The organism is Amycolatopsis thailandensis (genome assembly GCF_042723255.1).
Classification (GTDB): Bacteria; Actinomycetota; Actinomycetes; order Mycobacteriales; family Pseudonocardiaceae; genus Amycolatopsis; species Amycolatopsis thailandensis.
In genome coordinates this window covers 23,542-47,862 of record NZ_JBHXJK010000065.1, presented here as the reverse complement: position 1 = coordinate 47,862, position 24,321 = coordinate 23,542, and the positions used below count along the sequence as shown (strand labels likewise).

Annotated in this window: 26 protein-coding genes; 17 read left to right on the top strand and 9 right to left on the bottom strand. The window is 69.2% G+C overall.

The annotated features are described in order from the left end of the window. Nucleotides 1-194 precede the first annotated feature (194 nt). The 5 genes from ACFWMR_RS25090 to ACFWMR_RS25070 all read left to right on the top strand — a co-directional run bounded on the left by ACFWMR_RS25090 (nt 195) and on the right by ACFWMR_RS25070 (nt 5,286). Nucleotides 195-581, top strand: a complete 387-nt coding sequence (locus tag ACFWMR_RS25090) for a YraN family protein (protein ID WP_093932951.1) — start codon at nt 195-197, stop codon at nt 579-581. Next, nucleotides 582-2,093, top strand: a complete 1,512-nt coding sequence (locus ACFWMR_RS25085) for a YifB family Mg chelatase-like AAA ATPase (RefSeq protein ID WP_378380108.1) — start codon at nt 582-584, stop codon at nt 2,091-2,093. It begins immediately after the preceding gene. Then, nucleotides 2,090-3,229, top strand: coding sequence for a DNA-processing protein DprA (dprA, locus tag ACFWMR_RS25080; protein ID WP_378380107.1), 1,140 nt, complete (start codon nt 2,090-2,092; stop codon nt 3,227-3,229). Before ACFWMR_RS25085 ends, dprA begins: the two co-directional genes overlap by 4 nt. 105 nt (nt 3,230-3,334) lie before the next feature. Next, entirely contained in the window at nt 3,335-4,330 is a 996-nt protein-coding gene (locus ACFWMR_RS25075) for a tyrosine recombinase XerC (protein ID WP_378380106.1), read from the top strand. A 20-nt stretch (nt 4,331-4,350) separates the two neighbouring features. Continuing rightward, the gene (locus ACFWMR_RS25070) at nt 4,351-5,286 is read left to right on the top strand and encodes a FliA/WhiG family RNA polymerase sigma factor (RefSeq protein WP_167406021.1); all 936 of its coding nucleotides are present in this window, start codon (nt 4,351-4,353) and stop codon (nt 5,284-5,286) included. Nucleotides 5,287-5,452: 166 nt separating this feature from the next. Here the strand turns inward: ACFWMR_RS25070 and ACFWMR_RS25065 are convergent, their stop codons facing one another. Continuing rightward, complete coding sequence (locus tag ACFWMR_RS25065; protein WP_378380111.1) at nt 5,453-6,127, bottom strand: hypothetical protein; 675 nt, start codon at nt 6,125-6,127, stop codon at nt 5,453-5,455. A 37-nt stretch (nt 6,128-6,164) separates the two neighbouring features. Further along, entirely contained in the window at nt 6,165-6,770 is a 606-nt protein-coding gene (locus ACFWMR_RS25060; RefSeq protein ID WP_378380105.1) for a murein hydrolase activator EnvC family protein, read from the bottom strand. Nucleotides 6,771-7,152: 382 nt separating this feature from the next. Between ACFWMR_RS25060 and rpsB the strand changes: the two genes are divergently transcribed. The 6 genes from rpsB to ACFWMR_RS25030 all read left to right on the top strand — a co-directional run bounded on the left by rpsB (nt 7,153) and on the right by ACFWMR_RS25030 (nt 12,895). Beyond that, nucleotides 7,153-8,025, top strand: a complete 873-nt coding sequence (gene rpsB / locus ACFWMR_RS25055) for a 30S ribosomal protein S2 (protein ID WP_093932955.1) — start codon at nt 7,153-7,155, stop codon at nt 8,023-8,025. Between the two features lie 90 nt (nt 8,026-8,115). Continuing rightward, the gene (gene tsf, locus ACFWMR_RS25050) at nt 8,116-8,940 is read left to right on the top strand and encodes a translation elongation factor Ts (RefSeq protein ID WP_378380104.1); all 825 of its coding nucleotides are present in this window, start codon (nt 8,116-8,118) and stop codon (nt 8,938-8,940) included. Between the two features lie 94 nt (nt 8,941-9,034). Beyond that, on the top strand, nt 9,035-9,778 hold the full coding sequence (pyrH, locus tag ACFWMR_RS25045; protein ID WP_016336220.1) for a UMP kinase: 744 nt from the start codon (nt 9,035-9,037) through the stop codon (nt 9,776-9,778). 51 nt (nt 9,779-9,829) lie between these two features. Then, the gene (frr, locus tag ACFWMR_RS25040) at nt 9,830-10,387 is read left to right on the top strand and encodes a ribosome recycling factor (protein ID WP_020630578.1); all 558 of its coding nucleotides are present in this window, start codon (nt 9,830-9,832) and stop codon (nt 10,385-10,387) included. Then, nucleotides 10,387-11,301, top strand: coding sequence for a phosphatidate cytidylyltransferase (locus ACFWMR_RS25035; protein WP_378380103.1), 915 nt, complete (start codon nt 10,387-10,389; stop codon nt 11,299-11,301). Before frr ends, ACFWMR_RS25035 begins: the two co-directional genes overlap by 1 nt. Nucleotides 11,302-11,362: 61 nt before the next feature. Further along, complete coding sequence (locus tag ACFWMR_RS25030) at nt 11,363-12,895, top strand: carboxylesterase/lipase family protein (RefSeq protein WP_378380102.1); 1,533 nt, start codon at nt 11,363-11,365, stop codon at nt 12,893-12,895. 41 nt (nt 12,896-12,936) lie between these two features. Here ACFWMR_RS25030 and ACFWMR_RS25025 read toward each other — a convergent pair whose 3' ends face one another. Further along, nucleotides 12,937-13,782, bottom strand: coding sequence for a VOC family protein (locus ACFWMR_RS25025; protein WP_093932958.1), 846 nt, complete (start codon nt 13,780-13,782; stop codon nt 12,937-12,939). Nucleotides 13,783-13,900: 118 nt separating this feature from the next. Here ACFWMR_RS25025 and ACFWMR_RS25020 point away from each other — a divergent pair, with 118 nt between their 5' ends. Further along, nucleotides 13,901-14,752 carry a class I SAM-dependent methyltransferase gene (locus ACFWMR_RS25020; protein ID WP_378380101.1) on the top strand — a complete coding sequence of 284 codons (852 nt, stop codon included), beginning with the start codon at nt 13,901-13,903 and terminating at the stop codon, nt 14,750-14,752. On the opposite strand, the gene ACFWMR_RS25015 is transcribed toward ACFWMR_RS25020, so the two are convergent. Both ACFWMR_RS25015 and ACFWMR_RS25010 read right to left on the bottom strand, forming a co-directional pair. Next, a complete protein-coding gene (locus ACFWMR_RS25015; RefSeq protein WP_378380100.1) occupies nt 14,686-15,309 on the bottom strand; it encodes a PadR family transcriptional regulator in 624 nt (207 codons plus the stop codon). The two genes, ACFWMR_RS25020 and ACFWMR_RS25015, sit on opposite strands and share 67 nt — an antisense overlap. A 105-nt stretch (nt 15,310-15,414) precedes the next feature. After that, on the bottom strand, nt 15,415-17,076 hold the full coding sequence (locus tag ACFWMR_RS25010; protein ID WP_378380099.1) for a YcaO-like family protein: 1,662 nt from the start codon (nt 17,074-17,076) through the stop codon (nt 15,415-15,417). 255 nt (nt 17,077-17,331) lie between these two features. Here ACFWMR_RS25010 and rlmN point away from each other — a divergent pair, with 255 nt between their 5' ends. From rlmN to ACFWMR_RS24995, 3 genes are all read left to right on the top strand, one after another. Continuing rightward, nucleotides 17,332-18,438, top strand: coding sequence for a 23S rRNA (adenine(2503)-C(2))-methyltransferase RlmN (rlmN, locus tag ACFWMR_RS25005; protein WP_093932961.1), 1,107 nt, complete (start codon nt 17,332-17,334; stop codon nt 18,436-18,438). Between the two features lie 33 nt (nt 18,439-18,471). Continuing rightward, entirely contained in the window at nt 18,472-18,744 is a 273-nt protein-coding gene (locus tag ACFWMR_RS25000) for a hypothetical protein (RefSeq protein WP_093932962.1), read from the top strand. 355 nt (nt 18,745-19,099) lie between these two features. Further along, nucleotides 19,100-19,420, top strand: a complete 321-nt coding sequence (locus tag ACFWMR_RS24995) for a LysR substrate-binding domain-containing protein (RefSeq protein ID WP_378380098.1) — start codon at nt 19,100-19,102, stop codon at nt 19,418-19,420. Nucleotides 19,421-19,434: 14 nt separating this feature from the next. Here ACFWMR_RS24995 and ACFWMR_RS24990 read toward each other — a convergent pair whose 3' ends face one another. After that, nucleotides 19,435-20,016, bottom strand: a complete 582-nt coding sequence (locus tag ACFWMR_RS24990; RefSeq protein ID WP_378380097.1) for a dihydrofolate reductase family protein — start codon at nt 20,014-20,016, stop codon at nt 19,435-19,437. 190 nt (nt 20,017-20,206) lie between these two features. Further along, nucleotides 20,207-21,022, bottom strand: a complete 816-nt coding sequence (locus ACFWMR_RS24985; protein WP_378380096.1) for a glycoside hydrolase family protein — start codon at nt 21,020-21,022, stop codon at nt 20,207-20,209. Between the two features lie 150 nt (nt 21,023-21,172). On the opposite strand from ACFWMR_RS24985, the gene ACFWMR_RS24980 reads away from it, so the two are divergent. Beyond that, entirely contained in the window at nt 21,173-21,988 is an 816-nt protein-coding gene (locus tag ACFWMR_RS24980) for a DUF1206 domain-containing protein (RefSeq protein ID WP_378380095.1), read from the top strand. 46 nt (nt 21,989-22,034) lie between these two features. Here the strand turns inward: ACFWMR_RS24980 and ACFWMR_RS24975 are convergent, their stop codons facing one another. Both ACFWMR_RS24975 and ACFWMR_RS24970 read right to left on the bottom strand, forming a co-directional pair. Further along, nucleotides 22,035-22,358: a putative quinol monooxygenase gene (locus ACFWMR_RS24975; protein WP_378380094.1), complete on the bottom strand. Its 324-nt coding sequence runs from the start codon at nt 22,356-22,358 to the stop codon at nt 22,035-22,037. Between the two features lie 227 nt (nt 22,359-22,585). Beyond that, on the bottom strand, nt 22,586-23,359 hold the full coding sequence (locus tag ACFWMR_RS24970; RefSeq protein WP_378380093.1) for an AraC family transcriptional regulator: 774 nt from the start codon (nt 23,357-23,359) through the stop codon (nt 22,586-22,588). A gap of 91 nt (nt 23,360-23,450) precedes the next feature. Here ACFWMR_RS24970 and ACFWMR_RS24965 point away from each other — a divergent pair, with 91 nt between their 5' ends. Then, a complete protein-coding gene (locus ACFWMR_RS24965; protein ID WP_378380110.1) occupies nt 23,451-24,254 on the top strand; it encodes a sulfite exporter TauE/SafE family protein in 804 nt (267 codons plus the stop codon). Nucleotides 24,255-24,321: the final 67 nt, after the last annotated feature.

Below are 24,321 nucleotides of genomic sequence, written 5' to 3'. Positions count from 1 at the left end.
AAGGGGGCCTTCACGTACTTGCGGGCGCCCTAGCACAAGCTCCGACGATTTCCGGCCCGGAAGCTCTCACCGCGGCCGAGTTGTCCACAACACCCCGGTTATCCACAGGCGGGCGAATCAGGCCTGTCCGGCGGCCGGTCACCCTGGCAGCGTTGATCGCACACGCACCGTGATGATCGCTGAGGGGGATCGAGATGATGGGCACGGCCGAACAACCGTCCGCCGGCGCTTCGCACATCGAGCTGGGCAGATGGGGTGAAGAACTCGCGGTCCGGCATCTGGAGAAGACGGGCTACGTGGTCCTGAGCCGCAATTGGCGTTGCCGCGACGGCGAATTGGATCTTGTCGCGACCGACCGGAAACGCCTCGTCTTCTGCGAGGTGAAGACGAGGTCGGGGCTGGGCTACGGCGCGCCGGCCGAGGCGGTGACCCCGGCCAAGGCGGACCGAATCCGCCGTCTCGCGCACCAATGGCAGCGCACGTTCATGCTCCGCTGGTGTCCGGTCCGCTACGACATCATCGCGATCGTCGCCCGTCCGGACGCCCGGCCGCATGTGCGGCACATCAAGGCGGCGTTCTGAATGGCGCTGGCGAAAGCCTGGTCCGTCGCGTTGCTGGGCGTCGACGGCAGGATGATCGAGATCGAGGCCGACATCGGTGGCGGGGCGCCGAAGGTGACGATGGTGGGGCTGCCCGACATCGGGCTGAAAGAGGCCAAGGACAGGGTCCGCTCCGCCGTCCGCAACTCGGGCGAGACCTGGCCGGACGAGCGGGTCATCCTCGGTCTGTCCCCGGCCAACCTGCCGAAGGTGGGGTCCGGCTACGACCTGGGCATCGCGGCGGCGGTCATGGCCGCGACGGGGTCGGTTCCGGCCACGAAACTGCTGCACACCGTGCTGCTGGGTGAACTCGCCCTCGACGGCAGGGTGCGGGCCGTCCGCGGCGTCCTGCCGGGACTGCTCGCGGCGCGCAACGCCGGGTACCGGAGGGCGGTCGTGCCCGCCGAGTCGTTGTTCGAGGCCGCCCTCGTGGACGGCCTGGAAATCGGCGGCGTGACCCGGCTGAGCGATTTCGTGGGCTGGCTCAAGGGGGAAGGGGAGCTCGTCCGGCCCGAGCCGTTCACCCTCCAAGAGCCGACGCTGGTGCCCGACCTCGCCGATGTCGTGGGACAGCCGGAAGCGCGGTGGGCGCTGGAGGTGGCCGCGGCGGGCGGGCATCACCTGCTCATGACCGGTCCGCCCGGGGTGGGCAAGACGATGCTCGCGAAACGCCTCCCCGGTCTCCTGCCGCGACTGTCCGCCGAAGAGTCGTTGCAGGTCACCGCCGTCCATTCGATCGACGGTTCGCTCTCCCGGTCCGAACCGCTGATCACCGTGCCGCCGTTCGTCGCGCCGCACCATTCGATCAGCGTCCCCGCGCTGATCGGCGGTGGCAGCGGTCTCGCCGTTCCCGGTGCCATCAGCCGGGCGCACCGGGGCATCCTGTTCCTCGACGAGGTCTGCGAATTCGGCCCGGAACGGCTGGAGTCGCTGCGCACGGTCCTGGAAGAGGGCGAAGTACGGATCGCGCGGATCAAGGGCGCCGTGCGGTACCCGGCCCGGTTCCAGCTGGTGCTGGCGACCAATCCTTGTCCTTGCGCTCCGGCGAAGGAGGCCGATTGCGTCTGCTCGGCGTCCGCGCGGAGGCGGTACTTGGGGAGGCTGTCCGGACCGCTACTCGATCGGGTGGATCTGCGGGTCCGGTTGCGTCCGCTTTCCGCGCTCAGCGCGCATCTGAGTGAGCCGCCCGAAGCGTCGGCGGCCGTCCGGGAACGGGTTCTGGAGGCGCGCGAGCGAGCCGGAAAACGCTGGGCGGAGCACGGCTGGCCGACGAACGCGGAGGTGCCCGGCCCGGCGCTGCGCCGCGAGTTCGCGCTGCCGCCGCAGGTCACGGCGTTGCTGGACCGTGCGCTGGAGCGAGGCGCGATCACCGCGCGCGGCGCGGACCGCTGCCTTCGCATCGCTTGGACGCTCGCCGATCTGAGGGGCACCGACAAGCCGGAGGCGGACGAGGTCGCGGCCGCGTTGAACTTCCGAGAGAGGTCATCCGGATGAGTGAACTCGACGCCGAGCGGATCGCGCGGTCGTACCTCCTGCGCGTGGCCGAGCCCCCGGCGCCCGCTTTGGTCGGTTTCGTGGGCGAACACGGCCCGGTCGTCGCCGCGGAACGAGTGTCGCGGGCGGATTGCCCGCCGAAGGTGCGTGACGAGACGGCCGCCCGGCGCGCGCACGACTACGCCGAGCGCGATCTGGAGCGGGCTGCCGCCGCCGAGACCAGGCTCGTCATCCCCGAAGACGGCGAATGGCCGGCTTGGCCCTTGCTTTCGCTGGCCGTCGCCCAAGGCAGGGGCGTCTCCGGTGTGGCGCCGCCACTGGCGCTGTGGGTGCGAGGTCCGGCCAGGCTCGACGAGGCGGTGGACCAGGCGATCGCGATCGTCGGCGCCCGTGCGGCGACCGGATACGGTGAGCACAACGCGGCCGAGCTGGGTTACCACTTGGCGAGCCGGGGAATCCCGGTGTTCTCGGGAGCGGCGTACGGCATCGACGGCGCGGCTCATCGGGGCGCGCTGAGCGCCGGCGGTACGACGGTCGCCCTGCTCGGCTGCGGGATCGACGCCGGGTACCCGGCGCAGCACACGACCTTGTTGCGCACCATCGGGAAGACCGGCGCGGTGGTGAGCGAGTATCCGCCGGGCACCTCGCCCGCGAGGCATCGCTTCCTCGTCCGCAACAGGCTCATCGCCGCGCTCACGGAAGGGACGGTCGTGGTCGAGGCGGGCAGGCGCAGCGGCGCGCGGAACACCGCCGGCACGGCACGGGCGCTGGGCAAGGTCGTGATGGCGATGCCAGGGCCGGTGTCCTCGGGGATGTCGGCCGGCTGCCACGCGCTGATCCGCGAAGGCGAGGCCACGCTGGTGACCTCGGTCGACGAGATCCTGGAGACCGCGGGGCGGCTGGGGGAGCCGGGCGCGGATCCGGCGAAACCGCGACGTCGCACCGACCGGCTCGGTCCGGAAGCACTCCGCGTGCACGACGCGCTGTCCGAACGGTCGCCGAGACCCGAGGAACGGATCGCGGCCGAGTCCGGCGTTCCGATCGAGCGCGTCCGCGCGCTGCTCCCCGAACTGGAATTCGACGGCTTCGCGGAAAGAAGTGACACAGGGTGGCGAAGACGGCCTACCAAGACCTGACTGGCCTACACCCGAGACGCCATCCCGGCACGATCCGACCACGGACACCGCATCAGGGTGCGGCGATACTTGACCATCTGCCGTACATCGCGCAGCGTGATCGGCATGCCGTCGACCGAAGGCCCCCACGGCACGGGAAAACGCGCCCGCAGACCCGATCTGCGTGCCGCCCGTGCGGCGCTTCCGGAACCCGTCCGGAAGCTGATCGACGACTACGAGCGGCATCTTTCCCTGGAGCGCGGGCTTTCCGCGCATACGGTGCGTGCCTATCTCGGCGACGTGGTCTCGCTGCTGGGTTTCGTGGACGGGAACGGCGGCCGGTTCGAGGATCTCGACATCGGGACACTGCGTGGCTGGCTTGCCCGGCAACGCGAGGACGGCGCCAGCCGGACGACCCTGGCCAGGCGCGCGGCCGCAGCCCGCACTTTCACCGCGTGGGCCCACCGGGGCGGGGCGCTCGCGGCCGACCCGGGCGGGCGGCTGGTGGCGCCGCGCGCGCACCGCAAGCTGCCCGGGGTCCTCCGCGCGGAACAGGCGAACGAGGTCATGCGCTCCTCAGCCGCCGGTGCCGAACAGCGGGACCCGGTCGCCTTGAGGGACAGTGCCATCGTGGAACTGCTCTACGCGACCGGTGTGCGGGTCTCGGAACTGTGCGGGCTGGACGTCGGCGACGTCGATTTCTCCCGCAGGGTCGTGCTTGTGCTGGGCAAGGGCGGCAAGGAACGCGTCGTGCCGTTCGGCGTCCCCGCCGAAACGGCCATGCGGGTGTGGCTCGACGAGGGCAGAGGAAAGCTCGCCGTCGAGACGAAGGGGGCGGCCGAAGCCGCGCTCTTCCTGGGGGCGCGAGGAGGCAGGCTCGATCCGCGGGCGGCCCGCCGGGTCGTCCACGACGCCGTCGGCTCGGTTCCCGGCGCGAACGACATGGGACCGCACGGCCTGAGGCATTCGGCGGCCACTCATCTGCTCGAAGGCGGTGCCGATCTTCGAAGCGTTCAGGAACTGCTTGGTCACGCTACGCTGGCCACAACGCAGCTCTACACTCATGTGACCGTCGATCGGCTGAAGGCGATCCACGACCGCGCGCACCCCCGGGCCCGATGATGCCGGGGAGAACTCGGCAGGTGACCCGGCGGCCCGAACCGGCGGCGCACGCGCATCCGCACGAGCACGGAGAACACGCTGAGTCGCATGCTGAGAACGGCGGTCCGATGACCGTCGACCCACATGTCACCGAAGCCGCCGGGAAACACCGTCCCGGCGGGAGCGGTCCTGCCGTCGCGCCCGGAGCGCGGACGGCCTACGAGGTGGACGCCGGGATCCAGGCGCTGTGGCGGGAGTTCACCGAGTCGCCGGACCAGATCGTGCGCGACAGGCTCGTCCTGCACTACGCCCCGCTCGTCAAGTACGTCGCCGGCCGGGTCGGCACCGGGCTGCCGACCCACGTCGACGTCGGAGACCTGATCCAGTCCGGGATCTTCGGCCTGGTCGACGCGATCGAGAAGTTCGAACCCGCCAGGGGCCTGAGGTTCGAGACCTACGCCATGCAGCGCATCCGGGGCGCCATCCTGGACGATCTCCGTTCCCAGGACTGGGTGCCCAGGGCGGTGCGCAGCAAGGCCCGCGAGGCCGAGCGCGCGCTGGAACGCCTCGGTGCCCGCCTGAACCGCACACCGACCGACGCCGAGCTGGCGGCCGAGCTCGAAATCAGCGTCGACGACCTGCGCGAGTTCTACGGCCAGCTCCAGCTCACCAGCGTCATCGCGCTGGAAGACCTCGTCGCCGCGGGCAAGGACAGTGGCTCGCTGGTCGACACGCTGCCCGACGACGGAGCCGTCGACCCGGTGGCAGTCCTGGTCGACCAGGACAACCGCCGCCAGCTGGCGCAGGCGATCGCCCAGCTCACCGAACGCGACCGGATCGTGGTCGGTCTCTACTACTTCGAGAGCCTGACGCTCGCCGAGATCGGCAAGGTCCTCGGCGTCACCGAGTCCCGGGTCAGCCAGCTGCACACCCGCGCCGTCATGCGCCTGCGCGCGAAACTGGTCGAGCAGACCTGACGGCCCGGGCCGCCGGACGTGTCGTCCGTCCAGACACGCGTGTCGTCCGTCTGATCACGCGTGGTCTCTGTTGGCAACCGCCGCCTCGACGCGACCCCGGAGCACCTCCTGGACGTCATTCCGGTGAGACCGGCTCACGGCCAAGATCGGGCGGGGCCTCATGTGATCAAAGGCGGATCTCTCGTGATCGGGCACGGGACACGTGTGTTCGGAGCCGGGACTCGTGTGATCGGGCGCGGGACACGTGTGCTTGCGGATGGATCTCGCGCGGCCAGGGCGGGTCTCGTGTGATGGGGCCGGTGCGACTCGCGTGGCCAGGGCGAGACTCGCGTGCTCGGGCGGGGACTCGCGCGACGCGGGGCCGGACGACACACGTGATCAGGTGGCCGACACGCGTGATTGGGCGGACGACACGCGTCCTCGGGGCGGGACTTGCGTGGCCAGGGGCGGGATTCGTGTGATCAGGGCCGGGACTCGCGTGACCAGAGGCGGGACTTGCGTGGCCAGGGCCGGGATTCGTGTGATCAGAGGCGGGACTCGCGTGACCAGAGGCGGGACTCGCGTGGCCTAGGGCGGGACTCGTGTGATCGGGGGCGGGACTTGCGTGATTGGGGGCGGGACTCGTGTGATCGGGGGCGGGACTTGCGTGATTGGGGGCGGGACTCGTGTGATCGGGGGCGGGACTCGCGTGATTGGAGGCGGGACTCGTGTGATCGGGGCCGGGGCTCGTGTGATCAGAGGCGGGACTCGCGTGATTGGGGCCGGGACTTGCGTGACCAGAGGCGGAACTCGTGCGATCAACTGGGCGGCAGCCGTAGGTAGTGGACGGAAGCGTGCTCAGCCGGGCGGAACACCTGGCGAAGGTCCAGGGACAGGGGTCAGTCTCCTTCCCACGGTTTGAGGCGGATCTCGGACGGTTCGCCGATCAACGCGAGCGGATCGACGTACTCCTCGCCCCGCCGGACACCGAAATGCAGGCAAGCCGGCTCGGGGCAGCCCGGGTGGCCGGCGACGAGCGTTCCGAGCACTTGGCCCCGGTAGACCTGATCACCCGCGGTGACCGTCGGACTGAGGGGTTGGTAAGTGGTGTGCAGGCCTCCTTCGTGATCGATCGAAACCACCCCGCGGCCCGCCACCTGCCCGGCGAACATCACCACTCCTTCGGCGGCCGCGAGCACGTTCGTGCCCGGTGCGGCGGCGAGGTCGATGCCCCGGTGGCCGGGACCGTACGGCGTCGATGGCGGCTCGAAGTACCTGGTGACACTGGGTGCCGACGAGAGCGGCCAGGAGAGGCGTCCTTGCGGAGAGGGCGCGCCTCTGGCCGTTCCCGGCATCGTCGAAGCGGTCAAGAGCGCGAGCACGGTCGCGAGGATCATGAGGTGGGGAAGGCGTCGAGGACGCCCCGGGCGGCGGTGCCTGCCGCCGGTGCGGTCGATCGCGAAGGAATGCCTGGTGACGGGGCGGGAACAGGATGTCGTGGTCATGTGTTCCAGCTTGGGGGGACGGCGTGGCGAGCGGGGCGCGCCGGGGGAATCTGTGGATAACCGGGGCGGTTGTGGACAACCCCTCTCATCAGGGGCTGCCGGTGCGGTACCCGGTGGCGACAGGGAGTAGACTCTTTTGCGCGGTCCGCGGCAGTGGACTGACTTCGCGTGCACGTGCGCGCTCCCGATGGCCGATCTCCTCACGGAGGGTCAGGACAAGCGGGGGCACACGGCCCGGCGGTCCTTGGGGTTACTCGACTTCCGGGTCCGGGCCCGAGCATCTGCACCAGGGCGATCGGCCACCCGGCCGAGAGCGACGAACCGAGCAAGCGCGTTCCGGCCAGGCCGGGCGCGCACGACACAGAAGAGGTTGATTCCGGCAATGGCCGTCGTCACCATGAAGCAGCTGCTCGACAGCGGCGTGCACTTCGGGCACCAGACCCGTCGGTGGAACCCGAAGATGAAGCGCTACATCTTCACCGAGCGCAACGGCATCTACATCATCGACCTGCAGCAGACGCTGACGTACATCGACCGTGCGTTCGAGTTCATCAAGGAAACCGTCGCGCACGGCGGCACCATCATGTTCGTCGGCACGAAGAAGCAGGCTCAGGAAGCCATCGCCTCCGAGGCCTCCCGCGTGGGCATGCCCTACGTGAACCAGCGCTGGCTCGGCGGCATGCTGACCAACTTCCAGACGGTGCACAAGCGTCTCCTCCGCCTGAAGGAGCTCGAGTCGCAGGAGCAGACCGGCGGCTTCGCCGGCCTGACCAAGCGCGAGATCCTCACGCTCACCCGTGAGAAGGACAAGCTCGAGAAGACCCTCGGCGGTATCCGCGACATGGCCAAGGTGCCGAGCATCGTGTGGATCGTCGACACGAAGAAGGAGCACATCGCCGTCGGCGAGGCTCGCAAGCTGAACATCCCGGTCGTCGCGATCCTGGACACCAACTGCGACCCCGACGAGGTCGACTACCCGATCCCGGGTAACGACGACGCGATCCGTTCGGCCGCGCTGCTGACCAAGGTCGTGGCCGAGGCCGCCGCCGCCGGTCTGATGGCCCGCTCCAGCCGCAACGGTTCCTCCGCCGACGCCAAGCCCGAGGCGGGCGTCGCCACGGACGAGCCGCTGGCCGAGTGGGAGAAGGAGCTGCTCGCCGGCTCCGAGACCGCCGCCGCGGACGCCAAGGAAGCCGCCGCCGCGACCGGCGCGACCACCGAGGCCCCGGCCGAGCAGGCCACCGCCTCCTCCTGATCCACCCGCTTGTGGGGCCGCCTCCGGGCGGCCCCACGAGTACCTCCCCAAAAGACTTTCTCGTACCTGAAAAGGACGGATACACCCACGATGGCGAACTACACCGCCGCAGACGTGAAGCGTCTCCGCGAGCTGACCGGCTCCGGCATGATGAACTGCAAGAAGGCGCTTGAGGAGAACGACGGCGACTTCGACAAGGCCGTCGAGTTCCTGCGCATCAAGGGCGCCAAGGACGTCGGCAAGCGCGCCGAGCGCGCCACCGCCGAGGGCCTCGTCGCCGGTGACGGCGGCGTCCTGATCGAGCTCGACTCCGAGACCGACTTCGTCGCGAAGAACGAGGACTTCCAGGCTCTCGCCTCGAAGATCGTCGAGGTCGCGAAGGCCGAGAAGACCAGCGACGTCGAGAAGCTGAAGGCCGCCTCGCTCGACGGCAAGACCGTCGACGAGCAGGTCCAGGAGCTGGCCGCCCGTATCGGTGAGAAGCTCGAGCTGCGCCGTGTCGCCGCCTACGAGGGCACCACCACCACGTACCTGCACCGTCGCGGTGCGGACCTTCCCCCCGCCGTCGGCGTGCTCATCGAGTACACCGGTGAGGGCGAAGCCGCCGCCGAGGCCGCTCGTGGCGCCGCCATGCAGGTCGCCGCGCTCAAGGCCAAGTACCTCACCCGTGAAGAGGTCCCGGCCGAGATCGTCGAGAACGAGCGCCGCGTCGCCGAGGCGACCGCCCGCGAAGAGGGCAAGCCGGAGCAGGCCATGCCCAAGATCATCGAGGGCAAGGTCAACGCCTACTACAAGGACAACGTCCTGCTCGAGCAGCCGTCGGTCAAGGACAACAAGAAGACCGTCAAGGCCCTGCTCGACGAGGCCGGCGTGGCCGTGAGCCGGTTCGCCCGGTTCGAGGTCGGCCAGGCCTGATCCAGGCGCGGAACACAAAGAACCACCACTGTGCCCCGTCTCCGTCCATCGGGGACGGGGCACAGTCGGGTTTCAGAGCATTAGGGAGGGCGACATGGGTGTCCGGGTCGAAGGCGGATACCGGCGGGTGCTGCTGAAACTGGGCGGCGAGATGTTCGGCGGCGGTTCCATCGGGGTTGATCCGGATGTGGTGCACTCGGTCGCCCAGCAGATCGCCGACGTCGCACGCACGGGGGTGCAGATCGCCGTCGTGATCGGCGGCGGCAACTACTTCCGCGGCGCGGAACTGTCGCAGCGCGGCATGGACCGCGACCGCGCCGACTACATGGCGATGCTCGGCACCGTCATGAACTGCCTGGCGTTGCAGGACTTCCTGGAGAAGGAGGGCCTGCCCACCCGCGTGCAGACCGCCATCACCATGGGGCAGGTCGCCGAGCCGTACATCCCGCGCCGCGCCGAGCGTCACCTGGAGAAGGGCCGCGTCGTCATCTTCGGCGCCGGGGTCGGCATGCCGTACTTCTCGACCGACACCGCCGCCGCGCAGCGCGCGCTCGAACTCGGCTGCGAAGCCGTCTTGATGGCGAAGGCCGTCGACGGTGTCTACACCGCGGACCCGAAGAGCGACCCGACCGCCGAGATGTTCCACGAGATCAGCCACCGCGAGGTGCTGGAACGGGACCTCAAGGTCGCCGACGCCACCGCGTTCAGCCTGTGCATGGACAACAACATGCCGATCATCGTGTTCAATCTGCTCACCGAGGGGAACATCGCTCGTGCGGTCAGTGGTGAGAGGATCGGCACCCTGGTCGACACCCCCGCCGACGGGGTTTCCGCGTAGTCCTGCTCTGATCTCCGTAATCGGTACGCATACACAACAACGGGAGTTGCCGTGATCGACGAGACCCTCCTCGACGCCGAGGAGAAGATGGAAAAAGCGGTGTCCGTCGCCAAGGAGGACCTGTCGTCGGTACGCACCGGCCGGGCCCACCCCGGGATGTTCTCGCGCGTTGTCGTCGACTACTACGGCGCGCCGACCCCGCTGAACCAGCTGGCGGGCGTCAACATCCCCGAAGCCCGGATGGCGCTGGTCAAGCCTTACGACCAGACCTCGCTCAACGCCATCGAGAAGGCGATCCGCGAGTCGGACCTCGGCGTGAACCCGAGCAACGACGGCAACGTGATCCGCATCGTCATCCCGCAGCTCACCGAAGAGCGCCGCAAGGAGATGGTGAAGGTCGCCAAGGCCAAGGGTGAGGACGCCCGCGTCTCGATCCGCAGCGTCCGCCGCAAGGCCAAGGAAGAGCTGGACCGGATCAAGAAGGACGGCGAGGCGGGCGAGGACGAGGTCGTCCACGCCGAGAAGGAACTGCAGAACCTCACCGACTCGTACACGCACAAGGTCGACGAGCTGGTGAAACACAAGGAAGCCGAGCTACTCGAGGTCTGATGAGCCAGGTGAGCGAGGAACGCGAGGACCGGGTGGACGCCCCGGAGCCGGCTCCGGCGGCGATGCCGGAGCCCGAAACCGTGCCGGAACCGGCGCGGAAGGTTTCCCGCGCCGGCCGCAACCTGCCCGCCGCGATCGGGGTCGGGTTGCTGCTGGGGGCGGCGATCGTCACGTCCTTGCTCACCGTGCGCTTCCTGTTCATCGGCATCATCGCGATCGCGATCGCGGTCGGCACGATCGAGCTGGCCGGGGCACTGAAGCGCGCGGCGGGCATCCGGATCGCGCTGGTCCCGGTGCTCGTCGGCGGTCAGGCGATGATCTGGCTGGCCTGGCCGTACGGCCGTGAAGGCGCGCTGACGGCGTTCGTGCTGACGGTGCTCGTCTGCCTGCTGTGGCGGTTGCCCGGCGGGGCGGACGGCTACCTGCGCGACATCAGCGCGTCGGTCTTCGCCGCCGCGTACATCCCGCTTTTCGGCGCCTTCGCCGCCATGCTCGTCCCGCCGGAGGACGGTGTCGGCCGGGTCCTGGCGTTCATGATCGGCGTCGTCGCCTCGGACACCGGCGGCTACATCGCCGGCGTGCTGGGCGGCAAGCACCCGATGGCGCCCAGCATCAGCCCGAAGAAGACCTGGGAGGGCTTCGCCGGTTCGCTCGTGGCCGGTGTGGTCGCCGGTGCGCTGACCCTGAGCCTGCTGCTCGACGGCCACGCCTGGCAGGGCGTGCTGTTCGGCGCGGCGATCGTCTGCACCGCGACGCTCGGCGATCTCGTCGAGTCGCTGATCAAACGCGACCTCGGCGTCAAGGACATGGGGAACATGCTGCCGGGGCACGGCGGGCTGATGGACCGGCTCGACTCGTTGCTCCCTTCGGCCGTCGTCTCCTGGCTGCTGCTTTCGGCGTTCGTCCCCGTTTAGGCGAAACTCGTGTGACAAGCCCAGCACCCTGGGCCAAGGTCGAAGTATGCGAACTCGACGGATGAGTAAGCGACTTCTGGCCCTGGCACTGAGCGTGGTCACGTTCGGCGCCCTGACGACAGCCGTGGCGGAAGCGGGCGAAAGCCCGGTCGTCCGCACGGATTCCGGTCCCGTTCGCGGCGTGAGCACCAGCGAATACCGGAGTTTCCAAGGCATTCCGTTCGCCGCGCCACCCGTCGGTGACCTGCGCTGGGCGCCTCCGGCCAGACCCACGCCGTGGACCGCCGTGCGGGACGCGAGCAAGCCCGGTCCCCGCTGCGCGCAGGGGCCGGGGCTCGGTTCGGCCCCGAGCGACGACGAGGATTGCCTGTATCTCAACGTGATCAGCCCGGCCAAAGCGGCGCACAAGCCGCGGCCGGTGATGGTCTGGGTGCACGGTGGCGGGTTCACCTCCGGCGCCGGCGGCGATTACGACTTCAAGCGCATGGCCCTCGGCGGGGACGTCGTCGTGGTGACCGTGAACTACCGGCTGGGCGTGTTCGGCTTCTTCGGCCACCCGGAGCTCGGACGCGACTCCGGCGTCTTCGGCCTCCAGGACCAGCAGGCCGCTCTTCGCTGGGTGCAGCGCAATGCCCGCGCGTTCGGGGGCGATCCCCGGAACGTCACGCTGTTCGGTGAGTCCGCCGGAGGGATGAGCACGTGCGCTCAGCTGGCCTCGCCGTCGGCCGCGGGATTGTTCCACCGCGCGATCATCCAGAGCGGTCCGTGCACCCTGACCTGGCCTGACGGCGGCTTCGCCCCCGGCGTACCGGCGGGTTCGCCGTATCTGCCGCGTGCCACCGTCGAAGCGATGGGCGCCGACGCGGCCAAGAAGCTCGGCTGTGCCGACGTCGCTTGCCTTCGCCGTCTCCCGGTGAAGGATCTCGTGAATCAGCCGCTCGCGACCCCCGCGTTCGGCACCGGCCTGCTTCCCGAGCATCCGGCGACCGCGCTGAAGGCGGGCCACTTCGCCCGCGTCCCGGTGCTGACGGGCGTGACCAGGGACGAGGCGAGGTTGTTCGTCTCCCTGTACCCCGGTCATCCCTTCACGGAGGAGCACTACCGAGAACTGCTGCGGACCGCCTTCGGGGAGAAGGCGCCGCTCGTCGCCGCCCGGTATCCGTCTGCGAAGCACGGCAGCCCGGCGATGGCGTTCGCGGACGCGATGACCGACAGGATCTGGGGCTGCCCCCAGGCGGGGACCGAGCGGTTGCTGCGCGAGCGGACCCGGACTTTCGGCTACGAATTCGCCGACCGGGACGCTCCACCGCTTCTCCCGGCCCCTCCTGGAATGCGCATGGGCGCCTCACATGGATCCGAATTGAGTTATTTGTCTGATATTGCCGGGCTCCCGGTGAAATTGACTCCGGCGCAGCAGGAGCTCGCGGCACAAATGATTCAGTACTGGACCCGGTTCGCGAGGACCGGCGATCCGAACGGCGAGGATCTGCCGAAGTGGCGTCCTTCGCCACGAACCCAGTCACTGGTACCGGGCGCGATCGGCCCGGTCGACCTCGCGGCCGTGCACGATTGCGGGTTCTGGGCGGGTATCTGAAAAGAGAGCCGGGGTGACCAAGCGGTCGCCCCGGCTCTCTTTCAGTCGTCGTAAGGATCGTCGACTTCGGCGCTGCCCCAGCCTTCGACGGCCCGGGAGTGGTCGATCACGGCGAACACCGAGCCGTCCGGGTCGGCGAGGATCGCCATCCGGCCGAACGGGGTGTCGTAGGGCTGGACGACGACGGCGCCGCCGAGCATCAGGGCCTGCCCCGCCGTGGCGTCCGCCCCGCGGGCCGGGTCGAGTTCGAGGTAGACCATCCAGTGCGGCGGGGTGTCCGGCCGGTATTCCGAACCCATCACGTACCGGTACAGCACCGGTTCGTGCTCGATGAGCCATTCGGCGTAGTCGAGCGACGTGCCGTCGCCGATCTGGTGGCTGGTGTAGTCGAAGAGACGGCAGTAGAAGTGGTCCGCCGCCGCGCCGTCGTGGGTGTTCAGGTCCGCGCCGCTGAAGGTGTTGGGCACGCCGGTCGCGAACTCCCAGGTGGCCGGGGGTTCCCAGAAGACGACGTGCGCGCCGCACGCGTCGACGGCGTGGATGATGTTGCCACGATGGGGAATCGCCACCGGTCCGAGCGTGACCCGGCCACCGAGACTGTCCACCCATTCGGCGGCCGCGGCCGCCTGGGGCACCGAGATGTGGACGCTCCAGCCGAACGGTCCCTCCGCGCCCGCGCGGTACAGGCCACCGGCCGGGACGCCGTTGAGCGTCGCGATCGAGTAGCGGCCCGTCGGCGTCGCGGGATCACGCTGAACGGTGAACTCCCAGTCGAAAAGTCCGCTGTAGAAGGTTTGAACGGCCGCTTCGTCTCTGCACGCGAGTTCGATCCAGCACGGGATTCCTGAAGGGATTACGGAAGTGTGGGCGGCCGAGCCAAGCGACATGCGGTTCTCCCTAACCGGTGGGGAGAGTAAAGTCTAGTCGCTATCCGCATTGTTTCCGTGAGAGATTTCGAACCGGGTGGCCCGGAACCCGGCCCGGTGTCCCATCGTTGGAGCTTCCGTGCGCTGGTTTCCCCGAGCTGTCTCCTCCTTCCGCCGCGGCGGTGACGAGGTGCTGCCGAGCCCGAACATCTGGTACTACCAAAAGGCTTACGAGGTCGAGAACCGCGCGCAGGACGTCGACGACGAGATCTGGCGGGTGCTCGCCGGGGCTAGGGACTGGTCCGGTGCCGACGTGCTCGACATAGGTTGCGGAGACGGGTTCCACCTGCCCCGGTTCGCCGCGACCGCGCGATCGGTGCTCGGGATCGAGCCGCACGAGCCGCTCGTCCGTGACGCGCGGCGCCGCGTCGGGGAGCTGCCGAACGTCGAGGTGCGGCAAGGCCGTGCGCAGCGGCTTCCGGTGCCGGACGCGGCTTTCGACGTCGTCCACGCGCGGACAGCGTACTTCTTCGGCCCAGGTTGTGAACCCGGCCTTCGCGAGGCGGAGCGGGTGCTGCGGCCGGGCGGGACGCTGCTGATCGTGGACCTCGATGTGACCAGTGAGCCTTACGGGCGCTGGATGCGGCTGGATCTGCCGCACTACGACCCGCCGGGAGTCGAGAAGTTCTTCGCCCGTCAGGGATTCGACTGCCACAAGGTGATGACGCGGTGGCTGTTCGAGGACGCCGCCGCGATGGAAGCGGTGCTGAAGATCGAGTTCAGCGCTCCGGTCGCGGAGAAGGCGATCGCGGAGGTCCGGCGCCTGAACGAGGTTTCGTCAGGCGCCGGCGTGGAGCAGGTGACGCTGCCGGTGGGCTATCGCGTGCATACGCGCACCAAGCCCACCGGCCTCGTCGTGCCTGGTCACTCCGTGTCCTCGGCGGAAGCCGCGTCCGGAGCGGTGTCGTCGGCCTCGCCGAGGATGCCGTAGATCGTCCGGCGCGCCTCGTTGAGGACGTCGACGGTCCGGGCCTGCTGGCCCTCGCTGCCGGCGTGCATGACCTGCGCGACAGCCGCGGCCAGGGTCGCCCCCGCCTTGCGCAGGTTCACCTCGACCGGGTCGACGTCGTGGGCGATCTGCTCCCACGGCGGGACGGCGTCCTGCTGCTCGGCCGCCGCACGGCCGGATTCGGTGAGTTCGAACAGCTTCTTGCCGCTCTCGTCCTTGCTGATCACCAGGCCTTCGTCGGCCAGCATCTGCAAGGTCGGGTACACCGAGCCGGGGCTCGGCTTCCAGAAGCCGCCGCTGCGCTCGCCGATCTCGCGGATGATCTCGTAGCCGTGCCTCGGCTGTTCGGAAAGCAGCGCGAGGATCGCGGCGCGGACGTCACCGCGCTTGCCGCGCCGTCCGCCGGGGCCACCTCGGCGGCCGTGCCGATGACGGTGGCCGGGCCCACCCGGACCCGGGGGGAAGTCGCCGAAGCCGCCGCGAGCCCAGGGCCCGAAGGCGGGTCGGCCGTGTTCTGAAGGGAAAGGTCGTCGTCGCATGATGTGAATCCTCTCTACGTAATGTTCCGACTCGTTCACGATATATCGGAAACGGTCGCACGGCAACCCTCCTCGGGTGAGCTGCGTCTCAGCGGCTTGTGCTCGTCAGGTTCGGGGGAGCGGTGACACGAGACCCGGCACCAGGGTGTGCGCGACATGGTGTCCGGCGGCCGCGACGTCACAGGTCGTGAGATCGACGCTGATGATCTCGAAGCCGCGTGCTTCGACTCGGTCCTGATACGCCTTGAGCCGCCGTTCCCCGAGCGCGGGCAGGTCGTCCCAAGCCCGGTCCGGCAGGTTGCGCAGCCGTGCCGCGACCCCGCCGCCCGCCCGCGGATCGAGGCGGATCTGGTGGAGGCAAAGGGGATCGGTGACGTCGGCGAAGTCGTCGCGATAGGAGTCGAGATAGCGCCTGTCCGCCCGGTACGGCTTGAGATCGCCGTGCTCCCGGCGCAGGGCGGAAAGTCCGCGTTCGTCGTCGAGGGCCCGGTAGGTGTGGTGCAGCGCGAAACCCTCGGCGAGTGCCTCCTTGGCGGCTTCGAGCGCGTCCGGCCGGGCGGCGAAACCGAGGGACAGCCGGCGCGCCACGCGGTCGAACACCGCGGCGGCGATCGCCGGGACGTCGAATTCGTTGTCGAGCGGGATGAGCGTGACCTCGTGGCCGTCCGCGGTGTCGGCGATCAGCGACCGGATCCCGTCCGGGATCGGGAGCCGCGCGAGACGGGGCATGCCGGTCCACCAGAGTGTGGTGGGGTCGCCTGCGAGGGCCTCTTCGAGACCGGATGTGACAGCCTGCTCTTCGGAGGTTCCGGTAGCGAGGCCCGCGGGGAGAGGATCGGCGAAGCGGGCTTCTCCCGCTTGCCGTTCGCGGGAAACCAAGAACGCCGGTACCCAGACGGCCTCCCCGGTGGTGTGGGAAAAGCCCTCCACCCACGAGCAGTCCGAGTCCGTCGTCAGCGGTGCGAAGGGGAAGCCGGGGGAGCGGTACCGCTCGGCCGAGTAGAGCTTCAGGCGGCGAGGGTCGAGCGCTGGGACGCCGTAGCGAGCGAGCTGCTCGTAGCTGCCGAAGCGCACTTCGCGATCCGGGGCGAGCCAGCTGCCGCAGTAACGCTTCACTGCTTCGCCGACGGCTGCCTGCCGGGCGAGATCGAAATCGTGCCACGCCGCGCCGACGGCTTCGCGGTCATTGGGCCAGTTCGTGACGCGGCGCATGTCCGCGATGTCGGCCTGGCACAAGCGCAGCCTGGCGGGCATGCCCGGCGACGGCGGTATCTCGCGGAGCCCGGTCACGATCCCGGTCCGGTCGTCGATCAGCGACACGGGCGCGGAAACGGTCCGGGCGCGGTCCGGGATGGGAAGGACCGGGCGGCGGATCTCAGTCAGCTCCGCCGGGTTCAGCTCGATCTCGCCGGTGGTGATCGCGGTCCGCCCGCCCGAGAGCCAGTGTTCGAGGTGCGTGGCGACGTTCGCCAGCACCCAGCGGAGATCTCCCGGACCCAGCGCGGGCGGGATCGCGTCGAGCGTGTGAAGTTCCCGCGAGGCCGCGCGCCGGCGGGCGACGACGTCGGCGAAATCGATCCCGCCGGGGGCGATGGCGGGCCCGGCGATCACCCGGCCGCGTTCGCGGCGCAGTGGCAGCCACCGCACGCCGTTCCCGGCGCACAAGGTGTCCAAAGTGGTCAGCTCGGCACGGGCGGGATGGTCGAAGGCCGCGACCACGAGGGTGTGCTCCGCGTCCACTTCGGACAGATCGTGCAGGATTCCCACGTTCGCGTACCCGCTGACGGCGAGCAGGTCCGCGAGCGGCTCGGTGAGCGCCCGGGATCCGGTGAGGAGAACCGTGGTTTCGGGAATGATGGTGGATCACCTCCGCTCACCGAGTCTCGGACCGGGTATGACGTACGCGCGTCTCCTCGTATGCGATCCGCACGGTCGGGCCGGGTGTGGTTCACGTGACCTGGGGAACAGCGACCCGGGGCGGCCCGGGCGCGTCGGAGGTGGACATGGGACACTGAGTGAGCTATGACTGCCCTCCCTCTCGTCTTCGACGCGCCCAAGCGCGGCCTTCCGCCGCGCCACCTCGCCGACCTCACCGCCGCCGAGCGGGCCGAGGCCGTCGCCGAGCTGGGTGAGAAGCCGTTCCGCGCGAAGCAGCTGTCGAACCACTACTTCTCGCGGCTCACGGTGAACCCGGAGGAGATGACCGACATCCCGGCGGCGTCGCGGGAGAAGCTCGTCGGCGACCTGATGCCGACACTGCTCACCGAGATCAAGGCGCTCGCCTGCGACGACGGCACCACCCGCAAGACCCTGTGGCGCGCGCACGACGGGACGCTGCTGGAGAGCGTGCTCATGCGCTACCCGGACCGCGCGACCCTGTGCATCTCGAGCCAGGCGGGCTGCGGCATGGCGTGCCCGTTCTGCGCGACCGGACAGGGCGGTCTCGACCGGAACCTTTCGACGGCGGAGATCGTCGACCAGGTCCGTTCGGCCGCCGCCGTGATGCGCGACGGCGAGATGGCGGGCGGCCCCGGCCGCCTGTCGAACATCGTCTTCATGGGGATGGGCGAGCCGCTCGCGAACTACAAGCGGGTGGTGGCGGCGGTCCGGCGGATCACGGATCCCTCGCCGGACGGGCTGGGGATCGGCCAGCGTTCGGTGACGGTGTCGACCGTCGGCCTCGCGCCGGCGATCCGCAAGCTGGCGGACGAGAAGATGCAGGTGCGGCTGGCGGTCTCGCTGCACACGCCGGACGACGAGTTGCGCGACACGCTGGTGCCGGTGAACGAGCGCTGGTCGGTGGACGAGGTCTTGTCCGCTGCCCGTTACTACGCGGACACGTCGGGCCGGCGGGTTTCGATCGAGTACGCGCTGATCCGGGACATCAACGATCAGCCTTGGCGGGCCGAGTTGCTGGCGAAGCGTCTTCGTCAGCACCTGGGTCAGTTGGTGCATGTGAACGTGATCCCGCTGAACCCGACTCCGGGCAGCAAGTGGGACGCGTCGCCGAAGCCGGTGGAGCGGGAGTTCGTCCGGCTGGTGAACGCGGGCGGGGTAGCGTGCACGGTGCGTGACACGCGTGGCCAGGAGATCGCGGCGGCTTGCGGTCAGCTCGCGGCCGAGAACTGATTTTTTCCTTTCAGCGATGGAGATTTTGTCGTGATGTATGCCCCCAGCCTGTTGGATCCGGCTGCGGAAGAGCTCCGGCTCGCGGACGTGCTCGGCCATGGTGCGACAGGGGTCGCGCGTGAGGCGCGGACGCTGCTGGGTGAGCGGTTCAGCTCGGTGACCTTCATGTACGTGCTGATGCGGGCGTTCGAGGTGGAGTACACGGCGGCGCGGGACGCTTCGCGCTGGCACGAGTTCCACGGCGGGCCGTACGCGCTGTCGGACGCCGACCTCGAAGCGCTGCTGGCGCCCTGGCTCAGCCGCTGACTCAGGTCGCGGGTGCGGTGGTGAGCATCCAGTCGCTGAAGGCGGCGAAACGTTCAGCGTTCTCGACGGCTCCATCGGCGTATCACCCGCGCGCAGGCGGTGCTGACCCCGGCGGCGGAGGTGGACCCGGCCACCTTGGAACGCACCTTCACCGTGCAGTGCAACGACGTCGTCATCGACGCGCTCGCCGCCGACGATCTGCGGCGGGGTCGCGCCGATCTCCAGATCACCAATCAGGTCCCGACGCACACCGAGGCGCGTTCGACCACGGTGCTCACCGACGAGCTGTCCGTGAGCGGCCGCCGTGACCTGCCACGGCCGCCATCGACGTGGGACGCTCCCCGCGCTCCCGCATGTGGTGATCTCCCGCGAAGGCGGACGTCACAACCGCGTCGACGATCTGCTGAAGGCTCGCAAACTCCGCCGGAAGATCGCCTTCACCGTGCCGACGCTGGCGTTGGCGCTCCGGATCGTGGACACGCACAACCTGGTGACGGTCGCTCCCCGGCTGCTCACGCGGCACGCGCTGCCGCCCTCGCTGCGCGTGTATCCCATGCCGGGGGCCACCCCGCCGATACTGGCCGTCCTCGCCTGGCACGCCCGCCACGACCGGGACGCCGCGCATCGCCGGCTGCGCACCTTGATCGTCAACGAGCTCGGCAAGATCACCAGATAGTCCTTTGTGGACGATTAGCGCGAGTGATGCCGGGTGGGCCGGTAGACGAGCTCCTGGGTGTGCCCGTCGAGTGTCCGGCTTTCGATCAGTTCGAGGTCGAAGTCGGCGGCGCCCTCGAAGATCCGTGCCGCTCCGGTCTCGCCGGTGAGTACCGGGAAGATCGTCACCTGGACCCGGTCGACCAGGCCGGCGGCCATCAGCGCGCGGTTCATCGCCAGGCTGCCGTGCGAACGCAGCGGGACATCGGACTCTTCCTTGAGCTTGGCGACGACGTCGACGGCGTCGCCGTTCACGATCGTCGTGTCCGGCCAATCGAGCGGCTCCCGAAGCGTCGTCGACACCACCGTCGCCGGAAGGTTCTTCAGCCGGCTGATCCACGGGTCGAGCGCCTCGATCTCGACGACGCCCGACAGCATCTCCACGTTCTCGCGGTAGGTCGTGGCGCCGAAGACCATCCGCTGCTTCTCGCTGTACAGAGCGAGGCGGCGCTCCAGGAACTCAGGGCCCTGCTTGCCCCAGTAGCCGCCCCAGTCGCCCGTGTGGGAGCCGTAGCCGTCGAGGCTGGAGAAAACGTCGAAGGTGTAGGTCGCGGTCATGATGGCTCCTTCAGTGAGTCCGGGCTTGCTTTCACCTCCTCTACGAACGGGCTCGCGGCGATCCGACATCGCCTACTGGATTTTCTTGGGGGCGGATTGATCGCAGGTTCGGTCCGTGAAGGACCCCTTTCCTCGGCTCAGCCGTGGAATCCCGACCTTCACGAACTGCGGGCGACCAGGGTGGCCGGACTCACCCCGCCGCTCGGTAGGCGACACCGCTGCGGTTCGCGCGCGTGCCGTCGTAGAGACCGGTCGGAGCGGTTTTGGTGGAGAGGGTGAACCAGGAGTAGCGCTCCACGAACGGAAGCCCCTTGAGCATGGCCGTCGAGTCGGTGACGAAAGCGGCCTGCTGTTCCTGGCTGGGGTACCGCGGTGGGTTCTGCGTGAAGTCGGTGAGCGCGTACTCGGTGAGCCAGATCGGCTTGCGGTAACGGTCGTGGACCGCCTGGAGGTAGCCGCGAAGATGGCCGACGGCGGCCGCGGAGAAGTCGCCGCCGTACCAGTGCAGCGGGATGAAATCCACGCGTCGGCCCTGGGCGGCCGCGCCGCTCATGAACCGGTCCAGCCAGTCGCCCGCCCGGTCGCCGCCGAACGCGACGGCGGGCGCGCCGAGGCGCATGCCCGTTCCCTGGAGCTGCGGCCAGAGCGAGAGGGCCCGCTCGACGGTCATGTTCGCCTGACCGGACATGTCGGGTTCGTTGAAACCCAGCAAGGTCGAACCCTGCGCCTTCGCCGTGGCCAGGTTCTGCGGGGTGACCGAACCGGCGCCCCAGATCATCGGCACGAACTCGGTTCCGGCCGGTTTGGCGACGCCTTGAGGATCGGAAGCCCAGTTGTAGAACCAACTCGCGCGCACGTCCCGCAGGGCTTCGTTCACCCCCGCGACGGTGTTCACGCTGACGCCCTTCTTGCTCGCCGCGAGTTCGGCGGTCGCGGCGGGGGACAGGGCGAAGGTGGCGAGCAGGACCAAGGCGGTCGACGTCAGTTTGCGGACCAGTGAGCGCACAGCACTTCCTTCCGGCCGGAGATTTCTCAACGTAGCGAGGTCGCTGTCGCTTTGTCGATCACGCCGTTGGGCCGGATGGACCAGTCGCACGGCGGTTTCGGGGGTTGGCCGCGAAACTCGGGGAAAGACTCGAAGAGGAGGGTGATCCGGATGTCCGCGACCAAGGCGAGACAGGTGCGCCACAACAAGGCCGTCCAGGTGCTCGGACGGATCGGGATGGGCTGCTATGGCCTGGTGTACCTGCTGATCGGGTACCTCGCGGTGCGGATCGCGGTCGGCGGTGCCGGCCAGGAAGCGGACGGGCGCGGCGCGGTCGCCGAGGTCGGCTCGACCCCGGTGGGCGGCGTGCTGTTGTGGGTTCTGGCGGCGGGGCTCGTGGCGTACGGCCTGTGGCAGGCGCTGCTGGCCGCGGTGGGATACACGTGGATCGACAAGGAGAAGAAGCGCACCGTCAAGCGGGTGACGTCCGGAGTGCGCTGCCTGGTGGGGGTCTCACTGGGCTTCTACGCGGCCCGGCTCGCAGTCGGCGCGGGAGAACAGGGCAGCGGTGACCAGAAGCAGCAGGAGCTCACCGCGACGCTGCTCGGGTTGCCCGCGGGCCCGTTCCTGGTGATCGTGGCGGCCGTCATCGTGTTCGGCGTCGCGGTGGGTTCGGTGGTCAAGGGTGTACGCCGGACCTTCGTGGAAGACCTCGATCTCTCGAAGCTGCCGTCGGGGACCCGGCGGTGGGTCGAGTGGCTCGGGAGGATCGGCTACGCCGCCCGGGGTGTGGTGTTCGGCGTGGTCGCGGTGCTCCTCGGATTCGCCGCGATACAGCACGATCCGTCGCGTTCCGGTGGGCTCGACGCCGCTCTGCGCACGCTGGCCGCGCAGCCGTTCGGCACGGTGCTGCTCATCGTGGTGGCCGCGGGGGTCGCCGCGTTCGGCGCCTATTGCGTCGGGGCGGCACGCGCGCAGCGCGGCTGATCCGCCCGCCTCGGTCCCGCGAAAGGACCGAGGCGGAAAGCGGAACCTACTCGACGGCGAGTTCGCCCAGTTCCGACCAGCCGTCCTGATCGACCTTCGCGTTGACGATCCGCGGCGTCTCGGCCAGGTACTGCGGCAGATCGCGCTGTGCCGCGCGGAAATGCTCGGAACCGACGTGGGCCGCGCCCGCGTCGTCGTCCTGGAACGCCTCCACGAGAACGTACTCGTTCGGGTCGTCCAGGCTGCGGGACCATTCGTACCAAAGACAACCGGGCTCGGCGCGGGTCGCTTCGGTGAAATCGCGCGCGATTTCCGGCCACCGGTCCGCGTGTTCGGGACGGACCCGGAACTTCGCCGTGATGAAGATCATGATCGTCCTGCTTTCCTGCTCAAGAGAATTGGATTCCTCCGTCGATCGTCACCGACGTAAGAAACGTACGACGCCATGTCACCACATGGCGGCCCCGACGATACCCGGGCAGCACGCGTTCACCGCCAACGGCAGGACCATGGCGGTGACCGACGCCGGATCGGAAACGTCCGCGATGACCGCTGCGGAGCGTCGGGGTGTGGTGTCTCACTTTGAGACATCGGCGTTCAGAGCGCGGAAGCCGCGCGGTAATCCCTCGGCGACGTGCCGATGAGCCGGGTGAACATCGTGGAGAACGCGGCCGGGCTTTCGTAGCCGAGCGAGGCGGCGATCTCCGCGATGGGGCGGCCTTCCGACAACAGTGACAGGGAATGCAGGACGCAGGCGCGTTGCCGCCAGCGGGCGAAACCCATCCCGGTTTCGGCGGTGAAGATCCGGTTCACCGTCCGCTCGCTCACGTGCAGCCTGGTCGCCCAGGCGCTCATGGGATCGTGGATGTCCGGTCCGTCCAAAAAGGACTCGCACAGTGCGCGAAGCCGTTCGTGTCCCGGGAGGGGGAGATCGAGCCGGATCGGGGCGGAACGGCGGATCTCGTGCAGGATCAGGCCGATGAGGGCGGCGTCTCTGCCACGCGGGGTGTACAGCTCGGGCACGTCGACGGCCTCGTTCAGCAGTTCCCGGAGCAGCGCGGAGACCTCGACGACCTGGCAGCGCCGAGGGAACCACGGCACCGCTTTCGGCTCGATGTACAGGCTCCGGGTGCTCACGGTCGTCGTGAACACCTGATGGCCGGTCTCCGGCGGGACGAGCACCGCGCGCCGGGTCGGGATGGTCCACGTGCCGTCGGCCGTTTCGACCCGCATCGATCCCGTCGCGCTGTAGAGGAACTGCGCCCGCCGGTGCCGGTGCGGGGGAATCCGGTGTCCCGGTGGGTAATCGGTGCGGATCGCCACCACCGCGCGATCGAGGTGGTCGACCTCGTCGATGGGGATGTCGCGCACCTCACCCAGGCTACTCCGCCTGTCCGTTGCGCAAAAGAAAGTGGCGTCCTTTCGAATGCCCGCCGTGCCGCGAGCGCCTACCGTCGAGGAAGTGCTGATCGAGATCGCGGTGCTGCTCGGGTTCGGCTGCCTGAGCGGCGTCACCACTGTCCTTTTCGGATTCGGCGGCGGCTTCATCACCGTGCCCGTCGTCTACGCCTTCACGCTCGCCGAGCCGGAACACGCCCTGGGCGCGATGCACGTGGCGGTGGCCACGTCGACAGCGGTGATGGTGGTCAACGCCGGAAGCGCGACTCTCGCCCAGTCGCGGACCGGACGGCTTCGCCGGGAGTACCTGTGGCCGCTCATCGCCTTCATCGGCCTCGGTGCGCTGCTCGGCTCCTTCGCCGCCACCGCGGCCGACGAAAGTGTCCTGCGCTGGCTCTTCGTCGCCTATCTCGCGCTGACCATCGCCGACAGCGTGGTCCGGAAGGGGTTTGTGAGCAGGCGGGAGGACGCTCCGCCTCGTGCGCTCGGCGGGTTCACGACCACCGCGGGCGGGACCGGGATCGGTGCCGTGGCGAGCTTTCTCGGGGTCGGGGGCAGCGTGCTGACCGTTCCCCTGATGCGCCGCAAAGGCCTTCCGATGGCCGACGCGACCGCGCTGGCGAACCCCTTGAGCCTGCCGGTGGCGGTGATCGGCACGGTCGTCTACGCCTTGGCGGCGACGGGCGCGCCTTCGGGCGCCGCTCATCTCGGCTACATCGACCTGGTGGCCGCCGGCGCGCTGCTGTGCGGGTCGCTGCCGACCATCGCGGTGACGCGCCGGGTGGTCGGCCGGATCCCGGACCGCGCCCACGCGATCGCGTACCTCGCTCTGCTCGCCGCCGCGCTGATCGCGATTGTCGTCCGCTAGTGATCGGATGAGTCAGGCGGAAGTCAAGTCTTGACATGTGGATGTTCGGGATGACAAAGCTAGTTGT

Bases quoted from the DNA above. Each gene is read 5' to 3' on its own strand.
- ACFWMR_RS25090 (WP_093932951.1), top strand. From the start codon at position 195: ATGATGGGCACGGCCGAACAACCGTCCGCCGGCGCTTCGCACATCGAG.
- ACFWMR_RS25085 (WP_378380108.1), top strand. From the start codon at position 582: ATGGCGCTGGCGAAAGCCTGGTCCGTCGCGTTGCTGGGCGTCGACGGC.
- dprA (WP_378380107.1), top strand. From the start codon at position 2,090: ATGAGTGAACTCGACGCCGAGCGGATCGCGCGGTCGTACCTCCTGCGC.
- ACFWMR_RS25075 (WP_378380106.1), top strand. From the start codon at position 3,335: ATGCCGTCGACCGAAGGCCCCCACGGCACGGGAAAACGCGCCCGCAGA.
- ACFWMR_RS25060 (WP_378380105.1), bottom strand. From the start codon at position 6,770: ATGACCACGACATCCTGTTCCCGCCCCGTCACCAGGCATTCCTTCGCG.
- rpsB (WP_093932955.1), top strand. From the start codon at position 7,153: ATGGCCGTCGTCACCATGAAGCAGCTGCTCGACAGCGGCGTGCACTTC.
- tsf (WP_378380104.1), top strand. From the start codon at position 8,116: ATGGCGAACTACACCGCCGCAGACGTGAAGCGTCTCCGCGAGCTGACC.
- pyrH (WP_016336220.1), top strand. From the start codon at position 9,035: ATGGGTGTCCGGGTCGAAGGCGGATACCGGCGGGTGCTGCTGAAACTG.
- ACFWMR_RS25035 (WP_378380103.1), top strand. From the start codon at position 10,387: ATGAGCCAGGTGAGCGAGGAACGCGAGGACCGGGTGGACGCCCCGGAG.
- ACFWMR_RS25030 (WP_378380102.1), top strand. From the start codon at position 11,363: ATGAGTAAGCGACTTCTGGCCCTGGCACTGAGCGTGGTCACGTTCGGC.
- ACFWMR_RS25025 (WP_093932958.1), bottom strand. From the start codon at position 13,782: ATGTCGCTTGGCTCGGCCGCCCACACTTCCGTAATCCCTTCAGGAATC.
- ACFWMR_RS25015 (WP_378380100.1), bottom strand. From the start codon at position 15,309: ATGCGACGACGACCTTTCCCTTCAGAACACGGCCGACCCGCCTTCGGG.
- rlmN (WP_093932961.1), top strand. From the start codon at position 17,332: ATGACTGCCCTCCCTCTCGTCTTCGACGCGCCCAAGCGCGGCCTTCCG.
- ACFWMR_RS25000 (WP_093932962.1), top strand. From the start codon at position 18,472: ATGTATGCCCCCAGCCTGTTGGATCCGGCTGCGGAAGAGCTCCGGCTC.
- ACFWMR_RS24990 (WP_378380097.1), bottom strand. From the start codon at position 20,016: ATGACCGCGACCTACACCTTCGACGTTTTCTCCAGCCTCGACGGCTAC.
- ACFWMR_RS24980 (WP_378380095.1), top strand. From the start codon at position 21,173: ATGTCCGCGACCAAGGCGAGACAGGTGCGCCACAACAAGGCCGTCCAG.
- ACFWMR_RS24975 (WP_378380094.1), bottom strand. From the start codon at position 22,358: ATGATCTTCATCACGGCGAAGTTCCGGGTCCGTCCCGAACACGCGGAC.